This window comes from Methanococcoides orientis, assembly GCF_021184045.1.
Taxonomy (GTDB): domain Archaea; phylum Halobacteriota; class Methanosarcinia; order Methanosarcinales; family Methanosarcinaceae; genus Methanococcoides; species Methanococcoides orientis.
This window is the reverse complement of record NZ_CP073710.1, coordinates 1,467,014-1,486,427: the sequence shown is the minus strand read 5'-3', so window position 1 is coordinate 1,486,427 and position 19,414 is coordinate 1,467,014. Positions and strand designations below refer to the sequence as shown.

Here is a 19,414-nt window from a genome sequence, read left to right as displayed (position 1 = left end):
ACAACCAGAAAGTAGATATAAGGAATCAGTTATTAGAATACAAATCTCAAATTGACAATATATATGAGTTGATGTAAAATGGATATTAATGTTGATAAAGCACTGATCAAAGTTATCAGGACAGGCTCTGTTATCATCGGGGCAAACCGCACCATTGATGCAGCTGTCAAGAACGAGGCAAAGATGATAGTTCTTGCATCCAATTGTCCTGCACACGTGAGGGAACAGATCGAAGCAACAAACGTGCCGGTCCTGAACTATACTGGAACAAGTGTAGATCTTGGTCCTGCATGCGGTAAGCCATTCACTATTGCTGCAATGGCTATAATGGATGTAGGAGAATCTGATATACTTGCAGTAGCTTAAGATCAGGAGTTGTATTATTTGAGCGAGATCAGACTTTCAACGGAATGTGTAAGATACATTGCACTGTTTGAAAGTATGACCGACGCTTCAATTAAGGATTGTATTATCGATGATGGCAGGGTCATCTATGTCGTGAATACTGGTGACATGGGTGCTGCTATTGGGAAACGTGGAGACAACATTAATCGGGTCAAAAGATCCGTTGATAAACACATAGAACTTATCGAATACTCGGATGAGCCGGTTACATTTATAAAGAATGCTTTCGGTACTGTGTCTATCAAGTCCGTCAAAATATCCAGTAAGGGTGACAAAAAGATCGCCTATGTGGATGTATCTGCAAGTGAGAAAGGGCTTGCTATCGGACGTAATGGTAGCAACATTGAAAAAGTAAAAATGGTAGTTAGTCGCCATCACGATATCGATGATGTGATCTTAGAGTGAACTTTCGTTCGCTAAATGATTAATAATTTCAACTCATTATGTACGGAACACTATTGGGAGGATAATATATGCCAAATGGAAAATATGCAGCTCACAGACTTCAACAGGTTCGCAAAGATGCCAGGTGGAAAGATACCGGCTACAGTAGACGTACCTTAGGTCTGGACGTTAAATCTGACCCGCTCGGTGGCGCGCCACAGGGTCGTGGAATTGTACTTGAAAAAGTGGGTGTCGAGGCAAAACAGCCTAACTCTGCTATCAGGAAATGTGTAAGGATCCAGTTGATCAAGAATGGCCGTCAGGCAACAGCATTCTGTCCAGGTGACGGTGCTATCAACTTCATTGATGAGCACGATGAAGTGACCGTGGAAAGGATCGGTGGCCGCATGGGTGGTGCAATGGGTGATATTCCCGGAGTGCGCTTCAAGGTCACTGCAGTTAACAATGTTTGTTTGAGAGAAATGGTCATTGGAAGAAAGGAAAAGCCAAGGAGATAATTCCATGTATAAGTTATTCGGAAAATGGGACCTTTCAGAGGTAGAAGTTAATGATGCTGGTATCAAGAGATACGTGAACCTTGATCCTGTGATCATACCACACACATCAGGTAAGCACGCAAGACAGCAGTTCAACAAATCCGATCTATGTATCGTTGAGCGTCTTGTCAACAATGTGATGCGCAATGCGCAGAACACCGGTAAGAAGCAGATCGCTATGCGTATTGTGGACGATGCGTTTGATGTGATCAATAAGAGGACACAGAAGAACCCTGTTCAGGTACTTGTGGAAGCCATTGGCAACGCTGGTCCAAGGGAAGAAGTTGTAAGACTCAAATACGGTGGTATCTCTGTACCAAAAGCAGTAGATACTGCACCACAGAGGCGTATTGACACTGCATTGAGGCATATTGCAATAGGTGCAAACCAGGCAGCATTCAAATCAAAGCGTTCTGCATCCGAATGCCTTGCATCCGAGCTGATCGCAGCTTCCAACCGTGATGCAAAGTGCTTCTCTATTAACAGAAAGGACGGAAAGGAAAGAGTCGCAAAGGCAGCACGTTAATCGTGTTGTTCTTTATTTTTTAACAATATTCAATTGTAGGTTTTATTATGGGACGAAGGAAAAAAATGGTTGAGCGTGTAAACGCGCTGATGAGCAACCCGGTAATGATCAGGAACATCGCAATTATTGCTCACATCGATCACGGAAAAACTACCCTTTCAGACAATCTTCTTGCAGGCGCTGGTATGATCTCCAAGGATCTTGCAGGTCGCCAGTTATTCATGGACTCTGATGAAGAGGAACAGGAAAGAGGTATTACGATCGACTCCGCAAACGTTTCAATGGTGCACGAGTTCGAGGATGAAGAGTACCTCATCAACCTTATCGATACACCAGGTCACGTTGACTTTGGTGGTGACGTTACACGTGCTATGCGTGCAGTAGATGGTGCAGTTGTAGTTATTGATGCTGTAGAAGGTACCATGCCTCAGACCGAGACCGTTCTGAGACAGGCACTGAAAGAGCACGTAAGGCCAGTACTTTTCATTAACAAGGTAGACCGTCTTATCAACGAGTTACAGGTCGATGCACAGGAGATGCAGATCAGGCTCGGTAAGCTCATTGACCACGTCAACAAGCTTATCAAAGGTATGAACGAAGAGCGCTATAACCAGGGCTGGAGAGTTGACGCTGCAGAAGGTACAGTAGCATTCGGTTCAGCACTTTACAACTGGGCTATCAGTGTTCCTATGATGCAGAAGACCGGTGTCAGCTTTGGTGAAGTATTTGACTACTGCCGTGCTGAAGATATGAAATCACTTGGTGAGAAATGTCCGCTCCACGAAGCTGTAAACGACATGGTCATCAGGTTCCTTCCAAGTCCTATCGATGCTCAGGAAGACAGGGTCGGTGTCATCTGGCACGGCGATCTTGAGACTGGTATTGGAAAGCAGATGGCTGATGCTGATGCAAAGGGCGACCTTGCATTCATGGTAACTGATATTTCCATGGACCCACATGCAGGAGAAGTTTCAACAGGAAGACTTTTCAGTGGTTCACTTTCACGTGGTATGGAAGTTTACGTATCAGGTGCAGCAAAGAAGAACAGGATCCAGCAGGTTGGTGTTTTCATGGGTCCGGAGAGACTTGAAGTGGATGAGATCCCTGCAGGTAACATTGCTGCAGTTACAGGTCTTAGGGACGCTATTGTCGGTTCTACTGTAACATCACTTGAAGGCATGTCTCCATTCGAGAGCATCAGACACGCAAGTGAGCCTGTCGTGACCGTAGCTGTGGAAGCAAAACACATGAAAGACCTTCCAAAGCTTGTTGAGGTTCTGCGTCAGGTCGCAAAGGAAGACCCAACACTTAAGATCACACTGGACGAAGAGACCGGTGAACACCTCATGGCAGGTATGGGCGAACTTCACCTTGAGGTCATTGCTCACAGAATCGAGCGTGACAAGGGTGTAGAGATCACAACAACACCTCCTATTGTGGTATACCGTGAGACCATCACAGGAACAGCAGGTCCTGTTGAAGGTAAGTCTCCTAACAGGCACAACAGATTCTATGTTGTTGTCGAGCCACTCGAGCCTGAAGTACGTGAGCTTATCCGTGAGGGCGAGATCTCAATGAGAATGCCTGAACTTGAGAGAAGGGAGAAGCTTATTGCAGCAGGTCTTGACAAGGATGAAGCAAAGAGAATTGCTGACATCTTTGAGAGCAATGCTTACTTTGATATGACCAAAGGTATCCAGCACCTGAACGAGACAATGGAACTGGTCCTTGAAGGTTTCGTCGAAGTTATGAAAGCAGGTCCGCTTTCAAAAGAACCATGCATGGGTGTAAAGGTAAAGCTCATGGACGCAAAGCTCCACGAGGATGCTGTCCACAGAGGTCCTGCACAGGTAATTCCTGCATCCAGGCAGGCAATCCAGGCAGCAATGCTCATGGCAGACGATACGCTCTTTGAGCCATACCAGAAGGTATTCATCCAGACCCCACAGGAACAGATGGGTGGAGCTACAAAGGAGATCCAGGGTCGCCGTGGTATCATTATTGATATGACATCCGAGGGTGACACAACGATCATCGAATCCAAGGCACCAGTGTCCGAATTGTTCGGATTTGCCGGCGATATCAGATCCGCAACAGAGGGTCGTGCTATGTGGAGTACAGAGTTCGTAGGCTTTGAACCACTCCCAACTAACATGATCACCGAAGTCGTTTCTGGCATCCGTGAGCGAAAAGGACTCAAGAAGGACCTTCCACAGGCACAGGACTTCATGAGCATGTAAGGTGGATATTTTATCCATCTTATTTGTATGAAATATCCTATCCTTTGGAAAGGTTTAAGAGTAGAAACAACAATTTAGGTCAAAAATATAGATATTACGTCTAACACTCAAAAATAAAGGAGAATATATTATGGCTGAGAAACCACACATGAATTTAGCAGTTATTGGTCACGTTGACCACGGCAAGTCAACATTTGTCGGTAGATTGATGTTCGAGACAGGTGCAGTACCTGCACACCTTATCGAAAAATACAAGGCAGAAGCAAAAGAAAAAGGTAAAGAATCCTTCGCTTTCGCATGGGTTATGGACTCACTCAAGGAAGAGCGTGAGAGAGGAGTTACCATCGATATCTCACACAAGAGATTCGATACCGACAAGTTCTACTTTACAGTAGTGGACTGCCCAGGTCACCGTGATTTCGTAAAGAACATGATCACCGGTGCTTCCCAGGCAGATGCAGCTGTACTTGTAGTTGCAGCACCAGATGGTGTAATGGCTCAGACAAAGGAGCACGTGTTCCTTTCCAGGACCCTTGGTATCAACCAGCTCATCGTCGCTGTGAACAAGATGGACGCAGCTGAATACAGTGAGGACAGGTACAACGAGGTCAAGAAAGAAGTATCACAGCTTCTCGGTATGGTAGGATTCAAGGCAGAAGATGTCCCATTCGTCCCAACCTCCGCATTCGAGGGTGACAACATCACAAAATCAAGCGAAAACACTCCATGGTACAATGGTCCATCATTGCTTGACTGCCTTAATGATCTTAAGACACCAGAAAAGCCAGACACACTTCCACTCCGTATCCCAGTACAGGATGCATACACCATCTCCGGTATCGGTACCGTTCCAGTAGGTAGGGTAGAGACCGGTATCATGAAGAAAGGCCAGAAGGTCACATTCATGCCAAGCGGCGCAACTGGTGAGGTCAAGTCAATCGAGATGCACCACGAAGAGGTCGATCAGGCTGTACCTGGTGACAACATCGGTTGGAATGTAAGGGGTATCGGAAAGAACGATGTCAGGAGAGGTGACGTATGTGGTCCTGCAGAGAAGCCACCATCGGTAGCTGAAGAGTTTGCCGGTCAGATCGTTGTCCTTCAGCACCCATCCGCTATCACAGTCGGATACACTCCTGTGTTCCACTGCCACACCACCCAGACTGCATGTACTCTCATGTCCATCGACAAGAAGCTGGATCCAAAGTCCGGTCAGGTCAAGGAAGAGAACCCAACCTTCATCAAGGCTGGAGATGCAGCGATCGTTACAATCAGACCAACCAGGCCAATGTGCATTGAGCCTGTAAAAGAGATTCCACAGCTCGGCAGATTTGCTATCCGTGATATGGGTATGACAATCGCTGCCGGTATGTGCATGAGTGTTAAAGAGAAGCAGTAACACTCTTCTCTTTCTTTTAAGAGGAGATAAAAATGGCACAGAAAGCAAGAATACGATTATCAGGCACAAGTCCTGTGAATCTGGATGGTGTTTGTGATCAGGTGAAAGCCATCGCAAACCGCACTGGAGTAAGCATATCCGGTCCAGTACCACTACCTACTAAGAAATTAGTAGTTCCTGTAAGGAAAAGCCCTAGTGGCGATGGTACAGCATCATGGGACCACTGGGAGATGCGTGTCCACAAAAGACTTATTGACATCGCAGCTGATGAGCGCGCATTAAGACAGCTCATGAGGATTCAGGTTCCAAAAGACATCAATATCGAGATCGTACTTCAGAATTAAGTACTTCGATATTATTCAAAAGGGCCTGGGACTATGTTACAGATTTTAATCTGTAACAGTTCTCCTCCCTATTTCTTTAATTATTTTTAAACTTTAAATCTTATCTGACTTTCAATGCTATTGATTATTGGTCAGTACTCTATTTATCTATCGATAATGTTTATATCGTACACATTTCCATATCAATGTGAGGTTATATCATGAGTGAAGAAACATTAACTGAAAATGAATCAACAGTACTAAATGCTCTGGAAGGCTCTGACAAATCCTTGAGACCTGGTGATATTGCAGAGTCTACTGGTCTGGACAGTAAACTGGTTAGTAAAACAATTGCATCACTGAAGAAAAAGGGTCTTGTCTACTCTCCTAAAAGATGCTACTACGATGTTTCAAAGGAATGATCCTTTCCTTTTTAAATCTCTTTTTTTAATAAATTATCTTTTTCGATGTCAGGGTTTAGTGGTATTGCAAAGTAAAAGCTGCTACCTTCGTTTATCTTACTTCTGACATACAGGGATCCCCCATGCAATTCGGAGTATTTTTTGGCAAGACATAGTCCTATTCCAATTCCGCCATGGGTTCTTGTTGAAGATGAATCGATCTGAGTGAAGGGGTTAAAAAGTGTATCAATATCTTTCTCTGAGATCCCTATCCCATTATCTGATACATTAAAAACCAGATCCTTATCAGTGCTCCTGACTTCAACTGTGATGGGGCTACCATTTTCTGAAAATTTGCTGGCATTTTCGATAAGATGAATGATGCTTTGTTCTACCTTTTCGAGATCTGCTACAACATATTCGACATCTGTGTTGATGTTAAATAATATTCTCTGTTCTTTATCCTGAATTTGTGGGGCCACATATTTCCGGATATCTTCCATAAATCCGAATAATTCTACTTTCTTATAATTAAGTTCAAGCACTTCGGACTCAATCCTTGAAACTTCCAGCATTAAATTAAAAACATCAAGAAGGTGTTTACCACTGGCGAATATATTGTGAAGGTATCTTTCCTGTTTTTCATTAATATCTCCGAACTTCTTTTCAAGAAGAATTTCAGAGAATCCGATTACTGAGTTAAGAGGTGTCCGTAATTCATGGCTCATGTTTGCAATGAATGTGCTCTTTGCCTGATTTGCAGTTTCAGCCTCATTTTTTGCAGATATTAGTGCCCTTTCTGCAATCTTCTTTTCAGTAACATCGATTCCTGAAGAGAGTAAACCACTGACATTTCCATCCTGATCATAAAGTATCGAATTATTCCAGGAAATAACCTTTTCTTCACCAGATCTTGTGATGATCGGATTATCGTAATATTCAAATGTTTTGGAATCTCCTGAAATAATTTTATTAAACACAGCCTTTACATTTGCATGAATGTTTTCAGGTATGAACATGTCAAACCAGTTCCTGCCAATTAGTTCCTTTTCGGAATAACCAACGTTCTCTGCAGCTTTTTTGTTCACGAGTTTTATCTTCTGGTTCTTGTCAAGAACAACGAACATAACATTAGACACATTAAGATAATGCTGTGCTTTTTCTTTTTCTTTCATCAGCTCGAACTCAACTTTCTTTAGTTGGTCGATATTTACCATGATCCCATTTAGACCAATTACTTCTCCGTTCCTGATGATTCCTTTGGAAGATGTGTGTACGTGTGTTACCTTGCCTGATTTTGCAATAACTCTGAACATATAGGGTTTGTGTTCACCTTTAAGGGTCAGGTCCATATCTTCAAGAAGACCCGTAAGATCCTCCGGGTGTACATATTGCATAAAAGATGTGCCGATTACTTCTTCTGGCATGTAGCCGGTAAAAATTTCAATAGCCGGACTTATATATGTAAAGTTTCCGTTTTTGTCGACACTAAAGATGACATCATTGAGATTCTCAATATGAAGCTTATAAAATTCTTTTTTCACACTAGCTTCCTTTTTGACCAGTTCGATCTCATCTCTGAGGTTCTTGATAGTCTGTTCCAGATCTTTGATCTTTTCAGAACCCATATCTTTATTTTCCATTGTCATTTTTTCTGTAAAATGGAGTCGTTTTTGCAATATGTAGGAGTCAGTTCAAATTATACCTTTGCTTTAATGTATTAAAATGTGTATTAATATGTTTTCAAAAATAATGTTATATCAATAATATATTCTATTTCATGAGGCAATATTATACCAATGAACTAATTCCTGTTTGAGAAATTTGATTCTTATTATGCAGAAAGCTTCTCATTTTTGAGTATATTCTTGTTAATTATGCTTGAAGTGTTCAAAATTATGAGTGTTTTGTGAAAATGTGTTCATTTGTCAGGTTCTAATCCCAAAACAATAATATAATAATTGGTTTATCCTACATTCAGTTACCGTTGTCACTAACTCGATGACATATTTATGAATAGTTATATTGTGGGCCTGTGGTGTAGTGGATATCACTTTAGCCTCCGGAGCTTAGAACCCGGGTTCGATTCCCGGCAGGCCCGTTCTATAATCTACTTGAATTGAATATTAACGAATTAATTTATGATCAATTCATATTCAATTATTCTGATCATTTTTGTAGATTGTAGAGTTTCTCAAGATAGCTTTTTATCCTGCAATATATAAAATTCCTATAGCCGAAGTTGTCGGGAATATCGAATGTAACGATTCCTTCCACGTTCCAGAATACGTTCTTAACCAGACCTCTCTCTTCCATGTCATCCACGAAGAATCTTACCTTGCTGAAATCATGAACAACTTGTCTCCAGTCACCAGCTCTCATTTTTGATGGATCCTTGCTACACATAATTTCAAATTGCTGCAACCCGAATGCGTATGTTTCGAGCCATTGCATATCATCCTTTGTTAATGCAATGATGCCCTGCTTTGAATCTTCTTCCATTTGTGTCAAAAGAAGGGTGATATCCTTTCTGGTAAATTCATTCTTGTCGAGCTTTTCAAGAAATACATGTAATTTTTCCACGATTATTTCCCCCTGTCTATAATATAATTTATGGTGTCTATCAATAGATAAACATTACCTTCTTGATGGTTCTTAAGTGCCTCATTCTAAGGCAGAATGGGATTCCATGCTCAAAGCTTATTTATGGGTTTATTGTTTATCTACCCCATATAGTTCATTGATAAATTTAGTTTCATAATCCAAGGAGACCAAAAGATATGGCAATCCATCCTATTGAATATCGTTACGGTACTGACGAAATGAAATACGTCTGGAGTGAGGCAAATCGCCTTGAAAAGCTCCTAAAGACCGAAGCAGCACTTTCACAAGCTGAAGCAAAGATCGGTGTTGTTCCTGCTGAAGCTGCAGCACAGATCGAGAAAAGCATAAATCAGGTAAAACTTGAAAGGGTCACAGAGATAGAAGATGAGATCCACCATGACATGATGGCTATCGTTCTTGCGATCTCTGAGCAGTGTACAGAGGATGCTGCCAAGTGGGTGCACTTTGGTGCAACATCCAATGATATCCTGGATACAGCTACTGCACTTCAGATGATGGATGCCGTTGCTATCCTTGAGGATAAGGTACGTACACTTCTGGACGTCTTGCTCACAAAGGCAGAAGAGCACAAGAACACTGTCTGTGCAGGAAGGACACATGGTCAGATCGGTGTACCAACAACATATGGTCTCAGATTTGCGATCTGGGCAAGTGAGATGGCAAGACACCTTGAGCGCCTCGGCCAGCTTACACCACGTCTTCTGGTAGGCCAGATGACCGGAGCTGTAGGTACACAGGCAGCATTCGGCAAGGACGGCATCGAGATTCAGAAGTACGCAATGGAATATCTTGGCCTTGGCAGCGTTGACGTTTCAAACCAGATAATCCAGCGTGACCGCCATGCAGAATTCGTCATGTGGATGGCAAACACAGTAACAACCCTGGACAAGATCGCAGTAGAGATTCGCTCCCTCCAGAGAAGCGAGATCGCAGAGGTCGAGGAAAGCTTCCGCAAGAATCAGGTAGGGTCTTCCACCATGCCTCACAAGAGGAACCCGATCAAGTCAGAACAGATCAGTGGTCTGGCACGTATCGTTCGCTCAATGGTCGAGCCTGAACTGCTTAACAATACTCTCTGGGACGAACGTGACCTTACAAACTCCTCATGCGAAAGGGTAGTTTTCCCTGAAAGCTGTGTGCTTACAGATCACCTTCTCAAACTGGCTATTGGCGTTATCGAGAACCTCAGGTTCTATCCTGAGAACATACGCAAGAACCTTGATCTCCTTCGTGGACTTAACATGGGTGAGTCTGTCATGATAGAGCTTGCGAAGCGTGGTGTCGGCAGGCAGGAAGCTCATGAGATCGTCAGAAGCTCCGCAATGGAAGCACACGAATCAGGAATGCACCTTAAGGATGTTCTTCTTGGCAAGCCGGAAGTCACACAATACTTAAGTGAATCCGATATCACAGACCTCGTGAACCCTGACAGGTACATCGGTACCGCTGTGGAGCAGGTCGAGAACGTAGCTGCAAAGATCAGAAGCCAGTTCTAAGGTGAGATCATGGAACTGGAAGATGCAGTAAAGTTCCATGGGCACCTCTGCCCGGGACTTGTTATTGGTTACAGGGTCGCAACCTATGCAGCCGAGCAGTTCAAGGACCGCTCAGAGGACGAGGAACTTGTGGCTGTCGTTGAGAACAAGTCATGCAGCGTGGATGCCATTCAGGTGATCAATGGCTGTACCTTTGGAAAAGGAAACCTTGTATTCAAGGACCTTGGCAAGCACGTATATACTTTCTTCAAAAGGGGAGAGCGCGAAGCACTTCGTATATCGATCAATCCGCGCCAGCGCCGTGAAGATCCACGTTACAATGAGCTTTTCCCCAAAGTAAGAAATGGCACTGCAACGGATGAGGAACAGGAAGAGTTCAGGAAAAGACATGCTGAAAGAGGTCTTGCAATTCTTGACATTCCGGCTGATGATCTGTTCACTGCAACAAGAGTTGAGGTCGAACCGCCTGAAAAGGCAATGGTATATCGCTCCATTGCATGTGCAGAATGCGGCGAGGAAACTATGGAAACACGCCTTCGTGTAAAAGATGGAAATATGGTCTGTCTTTCCTGCTTTGAAGGTCATGATATCTGACGTTGGTCAGATATCTTTTTTAACTCTTTAAGTTTCCAAATTCTTTACTTTTCAATCAGTTTTAAGCTATTAACTTATTTTTTGAGCACCCTTTTCAGGAATTCTCCTGTATAGGATACTTTGCTCTTTGCTATTTTTTCGGGTGTACCTTTGGCAATGATACTGCCACCACGTTCTCCACCTTCAGGACCCAGATCTATTACCCAGTCTGCTGTCTTGATAACGTCAAGGTTGTGTTCTATGACAATGACCGTATTGCCTGCATCCACAAGTCGCTGGAGCACGTCAAGTAACTTGTTCACATCGTCAAAGTGTAGTCCCGTTGTCGGCTCATCAAGGATATAAACTGTCTTTCCGGTAGAACGCCTGCTAAGTTCTGTTGCAAGCTTTACACGCTGTGCCTCTCCTCCTGAGAGGGTTGTCGAGGACTGGCCAAGTTTGATGTAACCAAGACCAACATCATAGAGTGTCTGAAGCTTGTTCTTTATCTTTGGAATATTTTCAAAGAAATCCACTGCTTCCTCTACGGTCATATCAAGTACGTCAGCGATGGTCTTGTCCTTGTAGGTGACCTCAAGTGTCTCACGGTTGTATCGCTTCCCATGGCAGACCTCACAGGGCACATAAACGTCAGGAAGGAAGTGCATTTCAATAGTTATGATACCGTCACCTGAACAGGTCTCACACCTGCCTCCGCGCACATTGAAGCTGAACCTTCCAGGTTTGTATCCGCGGGATTTTGACATCTTTGTCTGTGCAAAGAGTTCCCTTATGGGTGTGAAAAGGTTAGTATATGTGGCCGGATTGGAACGTGGTGTCCTTCCGATAGGCGACTGGTCGATGGTTATGACCTTGTCTATCTGGTCAAGACCCTTTATGTCCTTATATTTACCCGGTCTGTCCCTTGCACGATGCAATTTCTGGGCAAGCACCTTATTGAGTGTCTCATTGATGAGAGTACTTTTTCCTGAACCGGATACTCCTGTGACACATGCCATGACCCCGAGCGGGAACTCCGCATCGATCCCTTTGAGGTTGTTCTGTGATGCACCTTTGAGGATCAATTTGCCTGTGGGCTTGCGTCTTTTCTTTGGGACGGCTATCTCAAGTTTTCCGCTCATGTATTGCCCGGTAAGTGAATCCGGGTGTTCCATGATCTGTTCAGGTGTGCCTTCTGCTACAACTTCTCCTCCGTGGATGCCGGCTCCTGGTCCCATATCCACCACATGATCCGAATTGAGGATCGTTTCCTCATCGTGTTCCACAACCACAACTGTGTTGCCGATATCACGAAGATGTTTCAATGTATTGATAAGCCTGAGATTGTCCCTCTGGTGCAGTCCTATGCTTGGCTCATCCAGAATATACAATACGCCCATAAGACTGGATCCTATCTGTGTTGCAAGCCTTATACGCTGTGCCTCACCCCCTGATAGTGTCGCAGCCGAGCGGCTCAATGTAAGGTAATCAAGTCCGACGTCCATGAGGAATCCAAGCCTTGCCTTTATTTCCTTAAGGATCAGCCTTGCGATGGAATATTCGCGAGGTGTAAGGTTTGGTTCAAGTTCTTCAAAGAAATGCAATGCAGTTTCCACAGACATTTGCGTGACCTCAATGATGTTGCTTTCATTGATGCTCACAGCCAAGCTGGCAGGTTTCAGTCTGTTGCCTTTGCATGTCGTACAGGGTTTGGTGGTGATGTATTTCCTCAGCCTGTCCTTTGTGTTCTCTGACTCAGTATTATCATACGTCTTTGAGATGTTGGAGATGACTCCCCGGAAGCGTCCTTTGTGCCTCCACATGCCACCGTTCTTACCGACATGCACGAAATCGATCATTTCGTTGGTGCCGTTGAAGATTATGTCCTTGTGCTTCTGTTCAAGTTCCTCGAAGGGCACATCGAGTGAGAACCCGAAACGCTTCCCTACGGACTCCAGCGCCTGCATGTAGTAGCCGTCTTTCTTGTTCCATGTCTCGACAGCCCCCTCTCTCAATGTAAGGGTGGGGTCAGGAACGATAAGTTCAGGGTCGAACTCCATTGAAGTACCAAGCCCGTGACATTCTTCACAGGCACCCTGCGGGCTATTGAAAGAGAACGCAGAAGGTTCCATTTCCTCAAAACCAATTCCACAATCCGTACATGCCAGGTTTTCACTGAATACCATCTCTTCGCCGTCAAGGACATGTACCATCAATGTCCCGCCGCTCTTCTCAAGTGCGGTTTCCACTGAGTCGGACAATCTTTCTTCCATCCCTTTTTTGATGGCAAGGCGGTCTACTACAACCTCGATGTTGTGTTTGTAGTAGCGCCCAAGTTCGATGGTTTCGGCATCATCCAGTTCAACGATCTCGCCATCCACCCTTGCACGTGCAAAGCCTTCTCCCCTCAGGTCTGTGAGCAGCTTCTTGTACTCTCCTTTTCGTTCACGAACAAGAGGTGCAAGGATGTGAACCTTTGAGCCTTCCTCTATCTTCATAATGCTGTCAACGATCTGGTCGACACTTTGAGGCTCGATGACCTTGCCACATTTAGGGCAATGCCTGATGCCTATTCTTGCATAGAGCAGCCTGAGGTAATCATAGATCTCGGTAACTGTTCCTACAGTGGAACGAGGGTTCTTGCTTGTGGTCTTCTGCTCGATGGAGATCGCAGGAGAAAGTCCCTCGATGTACTCAACATCCGGTTTTTCCATCAGCCCCAGGAACTGCCTTGCATAAGCTGAGAGCGATTCAACATATCGCCTCTGTCCCTCTGCATATATGGTATCAAAAGCAAGGGATGATTTTCCTGATCCGCTGAGACCTGTGATGACTATCAGTTTATCACGGGGTAGGACCAGGTCGACATTCTTGAGGTTGTGCTCTTTAGCACCTTTTACGATTATATTTTTGAGAGACATGGTTTCTGGAAGGGAGTATTTTCAGGATAAGTTCGGATTTGAGATATTTGGGTGAGAGGATTAAAGGTTTGCTGTTGGGTTGGAATACAAGTGTATTTTAATCTGTACTCACACAGTTAATATACTCTCTCTTTAAAAATATACTATCGGATAACAGGTAGGTGCTATAATGGAATTTGCTGATATCATAAGATCTGATGATACAAACAATGTCGAAGACCGCTCAAAAGAAAGGCACATCCCCATTATTGAAGTACTCAGGAATTACAACGACACCGGGAAGGAATACATTCGTGTCGTTGTGGGGGAAAATGCAATACATCCGAACACTCCTGAGCACCATATCGAATATATTGAGCTTTATGGGCGCACCAAAATGATGGACACTGTCACTATCGGAAGAGTAACCTTTGGTCCGGGAGTAAAACCGGATGCTATTTTCGGGCTTGTGAATTTCGGTAAGTACCGGGAATTCTGTGCTATCGCCTATTGCAATGTTCACGGGCCCTGGCAAAACTGTATCGAGATCCGTGAACAACTCAGGCTGACGGCAGGTTGCAGAAGGGAAAAGTGTTTGCAGGAAGGTTTCGGGGTATAAAAATTGAAAATAAGGGTTTAAGGTTTTAAATTTTAATTTTCAATTTAACTTTACCTTTAAATTTAAGTTTTAAAGTTCGATCTCAACTTCATATACCTCTTCGACATTCTCCTTGTGAATTTTCCAGAACGGCTCTTCACCGTGCTCTTCCACAAGCTTCAATGTCCTTCGGGGAATCGTCTTTGGTCCCAGTACGGCCCCCGGCCTTTCAGGGTCATCGATATAATCGGTCTCCATCATAAATCGTGTTCCCTCTTCAAGAGCCTGCTCTATGGCTCCCTTGCCTGCAAGTACTCCCGGGAAGATACCAAGCTTCTCGCAAACGTTCACAAGAGGGGGAGCGTAATGCTTGACCACCTTATTAAGGCGGATGCCTGTTTTCTTTGCTCTCTCTGTGATATCGACCAGTTCCGGCTCCTCTACACTCTCAGTATGAAGCTGGATCGCACAGTCATGATCTTTTGCGAGAATGAAACCGTGTTCCATGATGGCATTGGATGCATCCCATATCTCTTCTGAGACTGGATAATGTGGGCGGCCACTTTTCAATCCTACAGCAAGACCTTCATCGACATACTTTGCAGCGATCTCAAGACCGCTCTTCATAAGCTCGACAGCCCTGTCAAGTTCCATGCGTTCGGTCAGTTTGGTTATTTCGGCTGGATGCACACCAAGTACCGGGAATGCCTTCACGCCGGTCTCATTGATCTGCCTGGCAAGGTCGATGGTCTCATCAAAGACGATCTTGTAATCTTCCGGCTTTGTGACTTCCACGCCGATGGTCCAGGTGGGTTTGGTAACAAGAATAATGTGGGTTCCCCCTGAATTCTGGAACTCTTTGACAGCTTTGAGTCCTTTTGCACGGGGGTCGATGTGCATGTGCTCATCAGTGATGGGAATTTTTGGTGATGTGTTCATGTGCTAATAGATGTAGTGAAAGCAAATAATGTTACTGTTTCTTAAGAGTTGGTACTTTTATCGGGAAAACATTCTCATATGTTTCATTGTTTTTAAAAAATCAAATGAATTGATTTAATTTCGCAGCTCTATTAAATTTGTGTGGAACTTATTGGATTGCTATATAATTATACAATTCGTATAATCTTATATCATTTGCATATATATTATTTAATATTAAATGCAAAATTATATATAATGAATTAATTAATGCTTATATTTTATTGTCAATAAAATTTGTTTGGTGGCTAATGAAAAAATACGACCATAATTCATCAGGGGATAACACTTATACATCTGATTTTGAAGATATTTTAAAGACAACTTATTTGTTTGACATGTGGGATGATCATATTGCAATCATCTCTCCAGATGGCCTTATCATTTATACGAATCAAAGTTGGAAACAGTTTGCTAAAGACAATGGTCTTGATCCGTTAAAATGCAGTGAAGGCACTAATTACTTGAAAGTATGCGATGGTCCAAATGGTAATTGTTCAATTGATGTTTCTACTGCAACAAAAGGTATAATTGATGTCATAAATGGGACAAAAAATCTTTTTAAAATTGAGTATCCCTGTCACAGTCCTGATGATAAACACTGGTTTTTGCTGAAGGTCACACCACTTTCGAAAACTTATCCTTCAAATGTTCTTTTACAGCATATTGATATCACTGATCGCAAACTTGCAGAAGAACATATACGCGAAAGAGAAAATCGATTTAATAGCATTTTCAGGGCTGTACCTACTGGTGTAGGTGTTGTTCAGGAGCGGATCCTCAGGGAAGTTAATGACCTGATCTGTAAAATGACAGGATACTCAAGAGATGAACTGCTTGGTCAGAGTTCAAGGATACTCTATCCTACAGATGATGAATTTGAGTATGTTGGGAGGGAAAAATATTCCCAGATACAAAAACAGGGCATCGGAACTGTAGAAACTCAATGGAAGAGAAAAGATGGCAAGATAATTGACGTAATAGTTATTTCATCACCTATAGACCCGGACGATCTATTGAAAGGAGTTACTTTTACTGGACTTGACATCACTGAACGCAAGAAAGCTGAGCAAGCTTTAATAGAAAGTGAAGAAAACTATCGTCTTCTTGCACATAACAGTCTTGATGCTATATGGGTTATGAACAAAGATCTGGAGTTTACATATGTAAGTCCATCTTGTTATAATATTTCAGGATATACTCCCGATGAGTTCATCGGAACTAGACTCTATGATCACTGCGATGATATGAATTACCAGATGATTTTAAATTTCGTTCAGAAAGGTCTTGACAAACTGCCTAATGTTTTAGGAATGAAATTTGAAGCTGTACTTTTTAAAAAGGATGGTGCCGAGTTCCCCGTTGAGATCGTTGGGAAGGTGCTTTGTGATGAAGATGGCTCTCCAATTGGATTTCAGGGAACAACAAGGGATATAACTGATCGCAAAAAGACAGAGAACGCATTGAAGGAAAGTGAAGCTAAATTCAGGAATTACATAGATAATGCTCCTGATGCTGTATTTGTATCCGATCCGGATGGTAACTATCTTGAGGGCAATGAAGCCGCATGTCGAATTACAGGTTACTCTGAAAACGAATTGGTTGGAATGAACTTCCTGGATGTAACTCCTGTAGAAGATCATGAATTTATATTGGATAAATTCAGTGAACTGAAAATAAATGGTTTTGTTGAAATTGATGTTCGTTTTTTGACAAAGAATGGTTGTAAAAGATGGTGGAATGTGAATGCTTCCCTACTTCCTGATGACCGTATAATCACTTTTAAGAAAGATATTACTAAAAGAAAAACCGCTGAATTTGAGATTATAGAAACATTAAAATATTCCACTCAAAAAGAAAATGAGGTAACAGAACTTCTGAACTCAACTCATTCTATTTTGAAGAACAAGGATTTTGGATCAGTGGCAAGAATTGTCTTTGATGCATGTGCAAGGACCATTGGTGCAAAAGCCGGATATGTTGCATTGTTATCGGAAACAGGGGATGAGAACGAGGTCCTTTTCCGGGAAGATGGTGGGATGCCGTGTTTTGTTGATCCTACTCTCTCAATGCCTGTAAGAGGATTACGGGCTGAGGTATACAAGAGGGGCAATGTGGTCTATCACAATGATTTCATGAATAGTGAATGGGTAAATTATATGCCCGAAGGTCATATGTACCTTCCGAATGTGCTGTTCACTCCTTTACGTATAGAAGGTAAAACTCTGGGTTTAATGGGTTTTTCTTACAAGGATGGTGATTTCAATGAAAATGATGCCCTCCTTGCCAGGACATTCGGCGAATATCTTGCTATATCCCTAAACAACAAAATGAATTTAGATTCACTTGAGAAAAGTGAAGAACTTTATCGTTCAATATTCGAAGCCGCAGCCAATCTTATCACTTCAGTTGATGGGAATGGCATCATTGTAGATTGCAACAACCAGATTACGACTGTTCTGGGTTATGAAAAAGAAGAGATCTTAGGGCATTCAATAGCAAAGATCATTCATCCGGATTATTTGGACAAAGCTTTAGCATCTCTTCAGGAAATGCTTGAAACTGGTTTTTCTTATGGCAAAGAATACAAGATGGTCAGAAAGGATGGCAATCTCATTGATGTGGTCATTAATTCATCCGGTATCAACAAGCTCAACGGAAAATATGAGAGAACAATATGTCTTATCAACGATGTCACTGAACGCAAAAAGGCTGATATAAAACTGTATGAGAGTGAGAAAAAGTATTCAAGTCTCGTGGAAAATAGTAATGATGGGATAATTATCCTTCAGGGTGATAAGATCAGATATGCGAACAAAACAATGCAGGAAATGTCTGGATATTCTTATGAAGAAATAGTCGATAAGAGTTTTATTGAATTTGTTTCACCTGAATATATCGATCTTATAATGGAAAAGTATAAGAGAAGATTAAATGGGGAAAGAATTTCAAATCATTATGATGTAGATATAATCTCTAAAAATAGGACTGCTATTCCTGTAAATGTAAGTGCATCTATTATACAGTATCAGGGTTTTCCGGCAACGATGGCAATTCTCAGGGACGTCACAATTTGGATGGAAGCAAAGGAGGCATTGATAAATGCTAAGATTGCAGCTGAAGATGCAAATAAGGCAAAATCAGAATTTATTGCGAATATTAGTCATGAACTAAGAACACCTCTTAATCCTATCATTGGATTTTCAGATATCCTGGCCAATGAAATGGCTGGTGAGCTTAACGAGAATCAGAAAAGATATGCTTCTAATATCAAACGTAATGGTGTCCAACTGCTGGAGTTCATCAATCATATACTCGATGTGTGCAAGATCGAATCCGGAAATGTGGGTCTTGCACGTGATGTTTTTGATCTGCAAAATGCCATTGCGGAAGTAAAAGACTCAAAAGATGGCATGGCGTCGAGGGGAGGTATACTATTGGAGGCACATGTTGACCCAGAGATAGCGGAGGTTGTTGCTGATGCGTTCAAGGTCAAAGAGATCCTTTCTGCTATTGTAGATAATGCCATTAAGTTTACACCGACTGGTGGGATGGTGACTATCAATGCTGTCCGAAAAACAGATCATGTACAAATATCAATTACTGATACTGGCATTGGTATCTCAAAAGGGGATTGGGAAACTATATTCAAGCCCTTTGTGCAGTTAGATGGGTCAACTACTCGTAAATATGGTGGTGCCGGAATTGGTCTTATGCTTGTTAAGGAATATGTTAAAATGCATAGCGGCGATGTCTGGGTCGAGAGTGAACCGGGCAAAGGTAGCAGGTTCACATTTACAATTCCAATGGGGGCGATGAAAAATGAGATATTTATTGACAACAAGGACTCATTTAAGTGTGCCAAATGTGCATTGTTCTCCCAATGTAATTCTAGGTGCTCTGATTTTGATTGAAAAATCTATATTTTCCGATAGGTTTGGATCATAGGGATATGCTTAATATGATTCAATTCTTAAATTTATTATTAATATTGGTAGAATGATGAGTT

At 42.6% G+C, this 19,414-nt stretch carries 16 protein-coding genes and 1 tRNA gene; 13 read left to right on the top strand and 4 right to left on the bottom strand.

Annotated elements, in window-relative coordinates:
* Positions 1-78 precede the first annotated feature (78 nt).
* From J7W08_RS07085 to J7W08_RS07050, 8 genes are all read left to right on the top strand, one after another.
* Positions 79-366, top strand: a complete 288-nt coding sequence (locus J7W08_RS07085) for a 50S ribosomal protein L30e (RefSeq protein ID WP_233083839.1) — start codon at positions 79-81, stop codon at positions 364-366.
* Positions 367-384: 18 nt separating this feature from the next.
* Positions 385-810: a NusA-like transcription termination signal-binding factor gene (locus J7W08_RS07080; RefSeq protein ID WP_233083838.1), complete on the top strand. Its 426-nt coding sequence runs from the start codon at positions 385-387 to the stop codon at positions 808-810.
* A gap of 68 nt (positions 811-878) precedes the next feature.
* Entirely contained in the window at positions 879-1,307 is a 429-nt protein-coding gene (locus J7W08_RS07075) for a 30S ribosomal protein S12 (protein WP_233083837.1), read from the top strand.
* A gap of 4 nt (positions 1,308-1,311) precedes the next feature.
* Positions 1,312-1,872, top strand: coding sequence for a 30S ribosomal protein S7 (locus tag J7W08_RS07070; RefSeq protein WP_233083836.1), 561 nt, complete (start codon positions 1,312-1,314; stop codon positions 1,870-1,872).
* Between the two features lie 47 nt (positions 1,873-1,919).
* Positions 1,920-4,112, top strand: coding sequence for an elongation factor EF-2 (locus J7W08_RS07065; RefSeq protein ID WP_233083835.1), 2,193 nt, complete (start codon positions 1,920-1,922; stop codon positions 4,110-4,112).
* 127 nt (positions 4,113-4,239) lie between these two features.
* On the top strand, positions 4,240-5,511 hold the full coding sequence (gene tuf / locus J7W08_RS07060) for a translation elongation factor EF-1 subunit alpha (RefSeq protein ID WP_233085740.1): 1,272 nt from the start codon (positions 4,240-4,242) through the stop codon (positions 5,509-5,511).
* Positions 5,512-5,543: 32 nt separating this feature from the next.
* Positions 5,544-5,855: a 30S ribosomal protein S10 gene (gene rpsJ / locus J7W08_RS07055; protein ID WP_048195085.1), complete on the top strand. Its 312-nt coding sequence runs from the start codon at positions 5,544-5,546 to the stop codon at positions 5,853-5,855.
* A 200-nt stretch (positions 5,856-6,055) separates the two neighbouring features.
* Positions 6,056-6,256 carry a MarR family transcriptional regulator gene (locus J7W08_RS07050; RefSeq protein WP_048195084.1) on the top strand — a complete coding sequence of 67 codons (201 nt, stop codon included), beginning with the start codon at positions 6,056-6,058 and terminating at the stop codon, positions 6,254-6,256.
* Positions 6,257-6,267: 11 nt separating this feature from the next.
* On the opposite strand, the gene J7W08_RS07045 is transcribed toward J7W08_RS07050, so the two are convergent.
* Positions 6,268-7,884, bottom strand: a complete 1,617-nt coding sequence (locus J7W08_RS07045) for a PAS domain-containing sensor histidine kinase (protein WP_233083834.1) — start codon at positions 7,882-7,884, stop codon at positions 6,268-6,270.
* A 380-nt stretch (positions 7,885-8,264) separates the two neighbouring features.
* On the opposite strand from J7W08_RS07045, the gene J7W08_RS07040 reads away from it, so the two are divergent.
* Positions 8,265-8,336, top strand: a tRNA-Arg gene (locus J7W08_RS07040).
* A 68-nt stretch (positions 8,337-8,404) separates the two neighbouring features.
* Here J7W08_RS07040 and J7W08_RS07035 read toward each other — a convergent pair.
* The gene (locus J7W08_RS07035; protein ID WP_233083833.1) at positions 8,405-8,818 is read right to left on the bottom strand and encodes a hypothetical protein; all 414 of its coding nucleotides are present in this window, start codon (positions 8,816-8,818) and stop codon (positions 8,405-8,407) included.
* A 197-nt stretch (positions 8,819-9,015) separates the two neighbouring features.
* Here J7W08_RS07035 and purB point away from each other — a divergent pair, with 197 nt between their 5' ends.
* Both purB and J7W08_RS07025 read left to right on the top strand, forming a co-directional pair.
* Positions 9,016-10,356 (top strand): adenylosuccinate lyase, encoded by a 1,341-nt coding sequence (gene purB, locus J7W08_RS07030; RefSeq protein ID WP_233083832.1) that lies wholly within the window; start codon positions 9,016-9,018, stop codon positions 10,354-10,356.
* 9 nt (positions 10,357-10,365) lie between these two features.
* On the top strand, positions 10,366-10,950 hold the full coding sequence (locus tag J7W08_RS07025; RefSeq protein WP_233083831.1) for an FmdE family protein: 585 nt from the start codon (positions 10,366-10,368) through the stop codon (positions 10,948-10,950).
* Between the two features lie 74 nt (positions 10,951-11,024).
* On the opposite strand, the gene uvrA is transcribed toward J7W08_RS07025, so the two are convergent.
* On the bottom strand, positions 11,025-13,850 hold the full coding sequence (gene uvrA, locus J7W08_RS07020) for an excinuclease ABC subunit UvrA (protein WP_233083830.1): 2,826 nt from the start codon (positions 13,848-13,850) through the stop codon (positions 11,025-11,027).
* Between the two features lie 169 nt (positions 13,851-14,019).
* Between uvrA and J7W08_RS07015 the strand changes: the two genes are divergently transcribed.
* Entirely contained in the window at positions 14,020-14,448 is a 429-nt protein-coding gene (locus J7W08_RS07015) for a desulfoferrodoxin family protein (protein ID WP_233083829.1), read from the top strand.
* Between the two features lie 69 nt (positions 14,449-14,517).
* Here the strand turns inward: J7W08_RS07015 and J7W08_RS07010 are convergent, their stop codons facing one another.
* Positions 14,518-15,366, bottom strand: coding sequence for a TatD family hydrolase (locus J7W08_RS07010; protein WP_233083828.1), 849 nt, complete (start codon positions 15,364-15,366; stop codon positions 14,518-14,520).
* Between the two features lie 290 nt (positions 15,367-15,656).
* Here J7W08_RS07010 and J7W08_RS07005 point away from each other — a divergent pair, with 290 nt between their 5' ends.
* Positions 15,657-19,319: a PAS domain S-box protein gene (locus J7W08_RS07005; RefSeq protein WP_233083827.1), complete on the top strand. Its 3,663-nt coding sequence runs from the start codon at positions 15,657-15,659 to the stop codon at positions 19,317-19,319.
* Positions 19,320-19,414 lie beyond the last annotated feature (95 nt).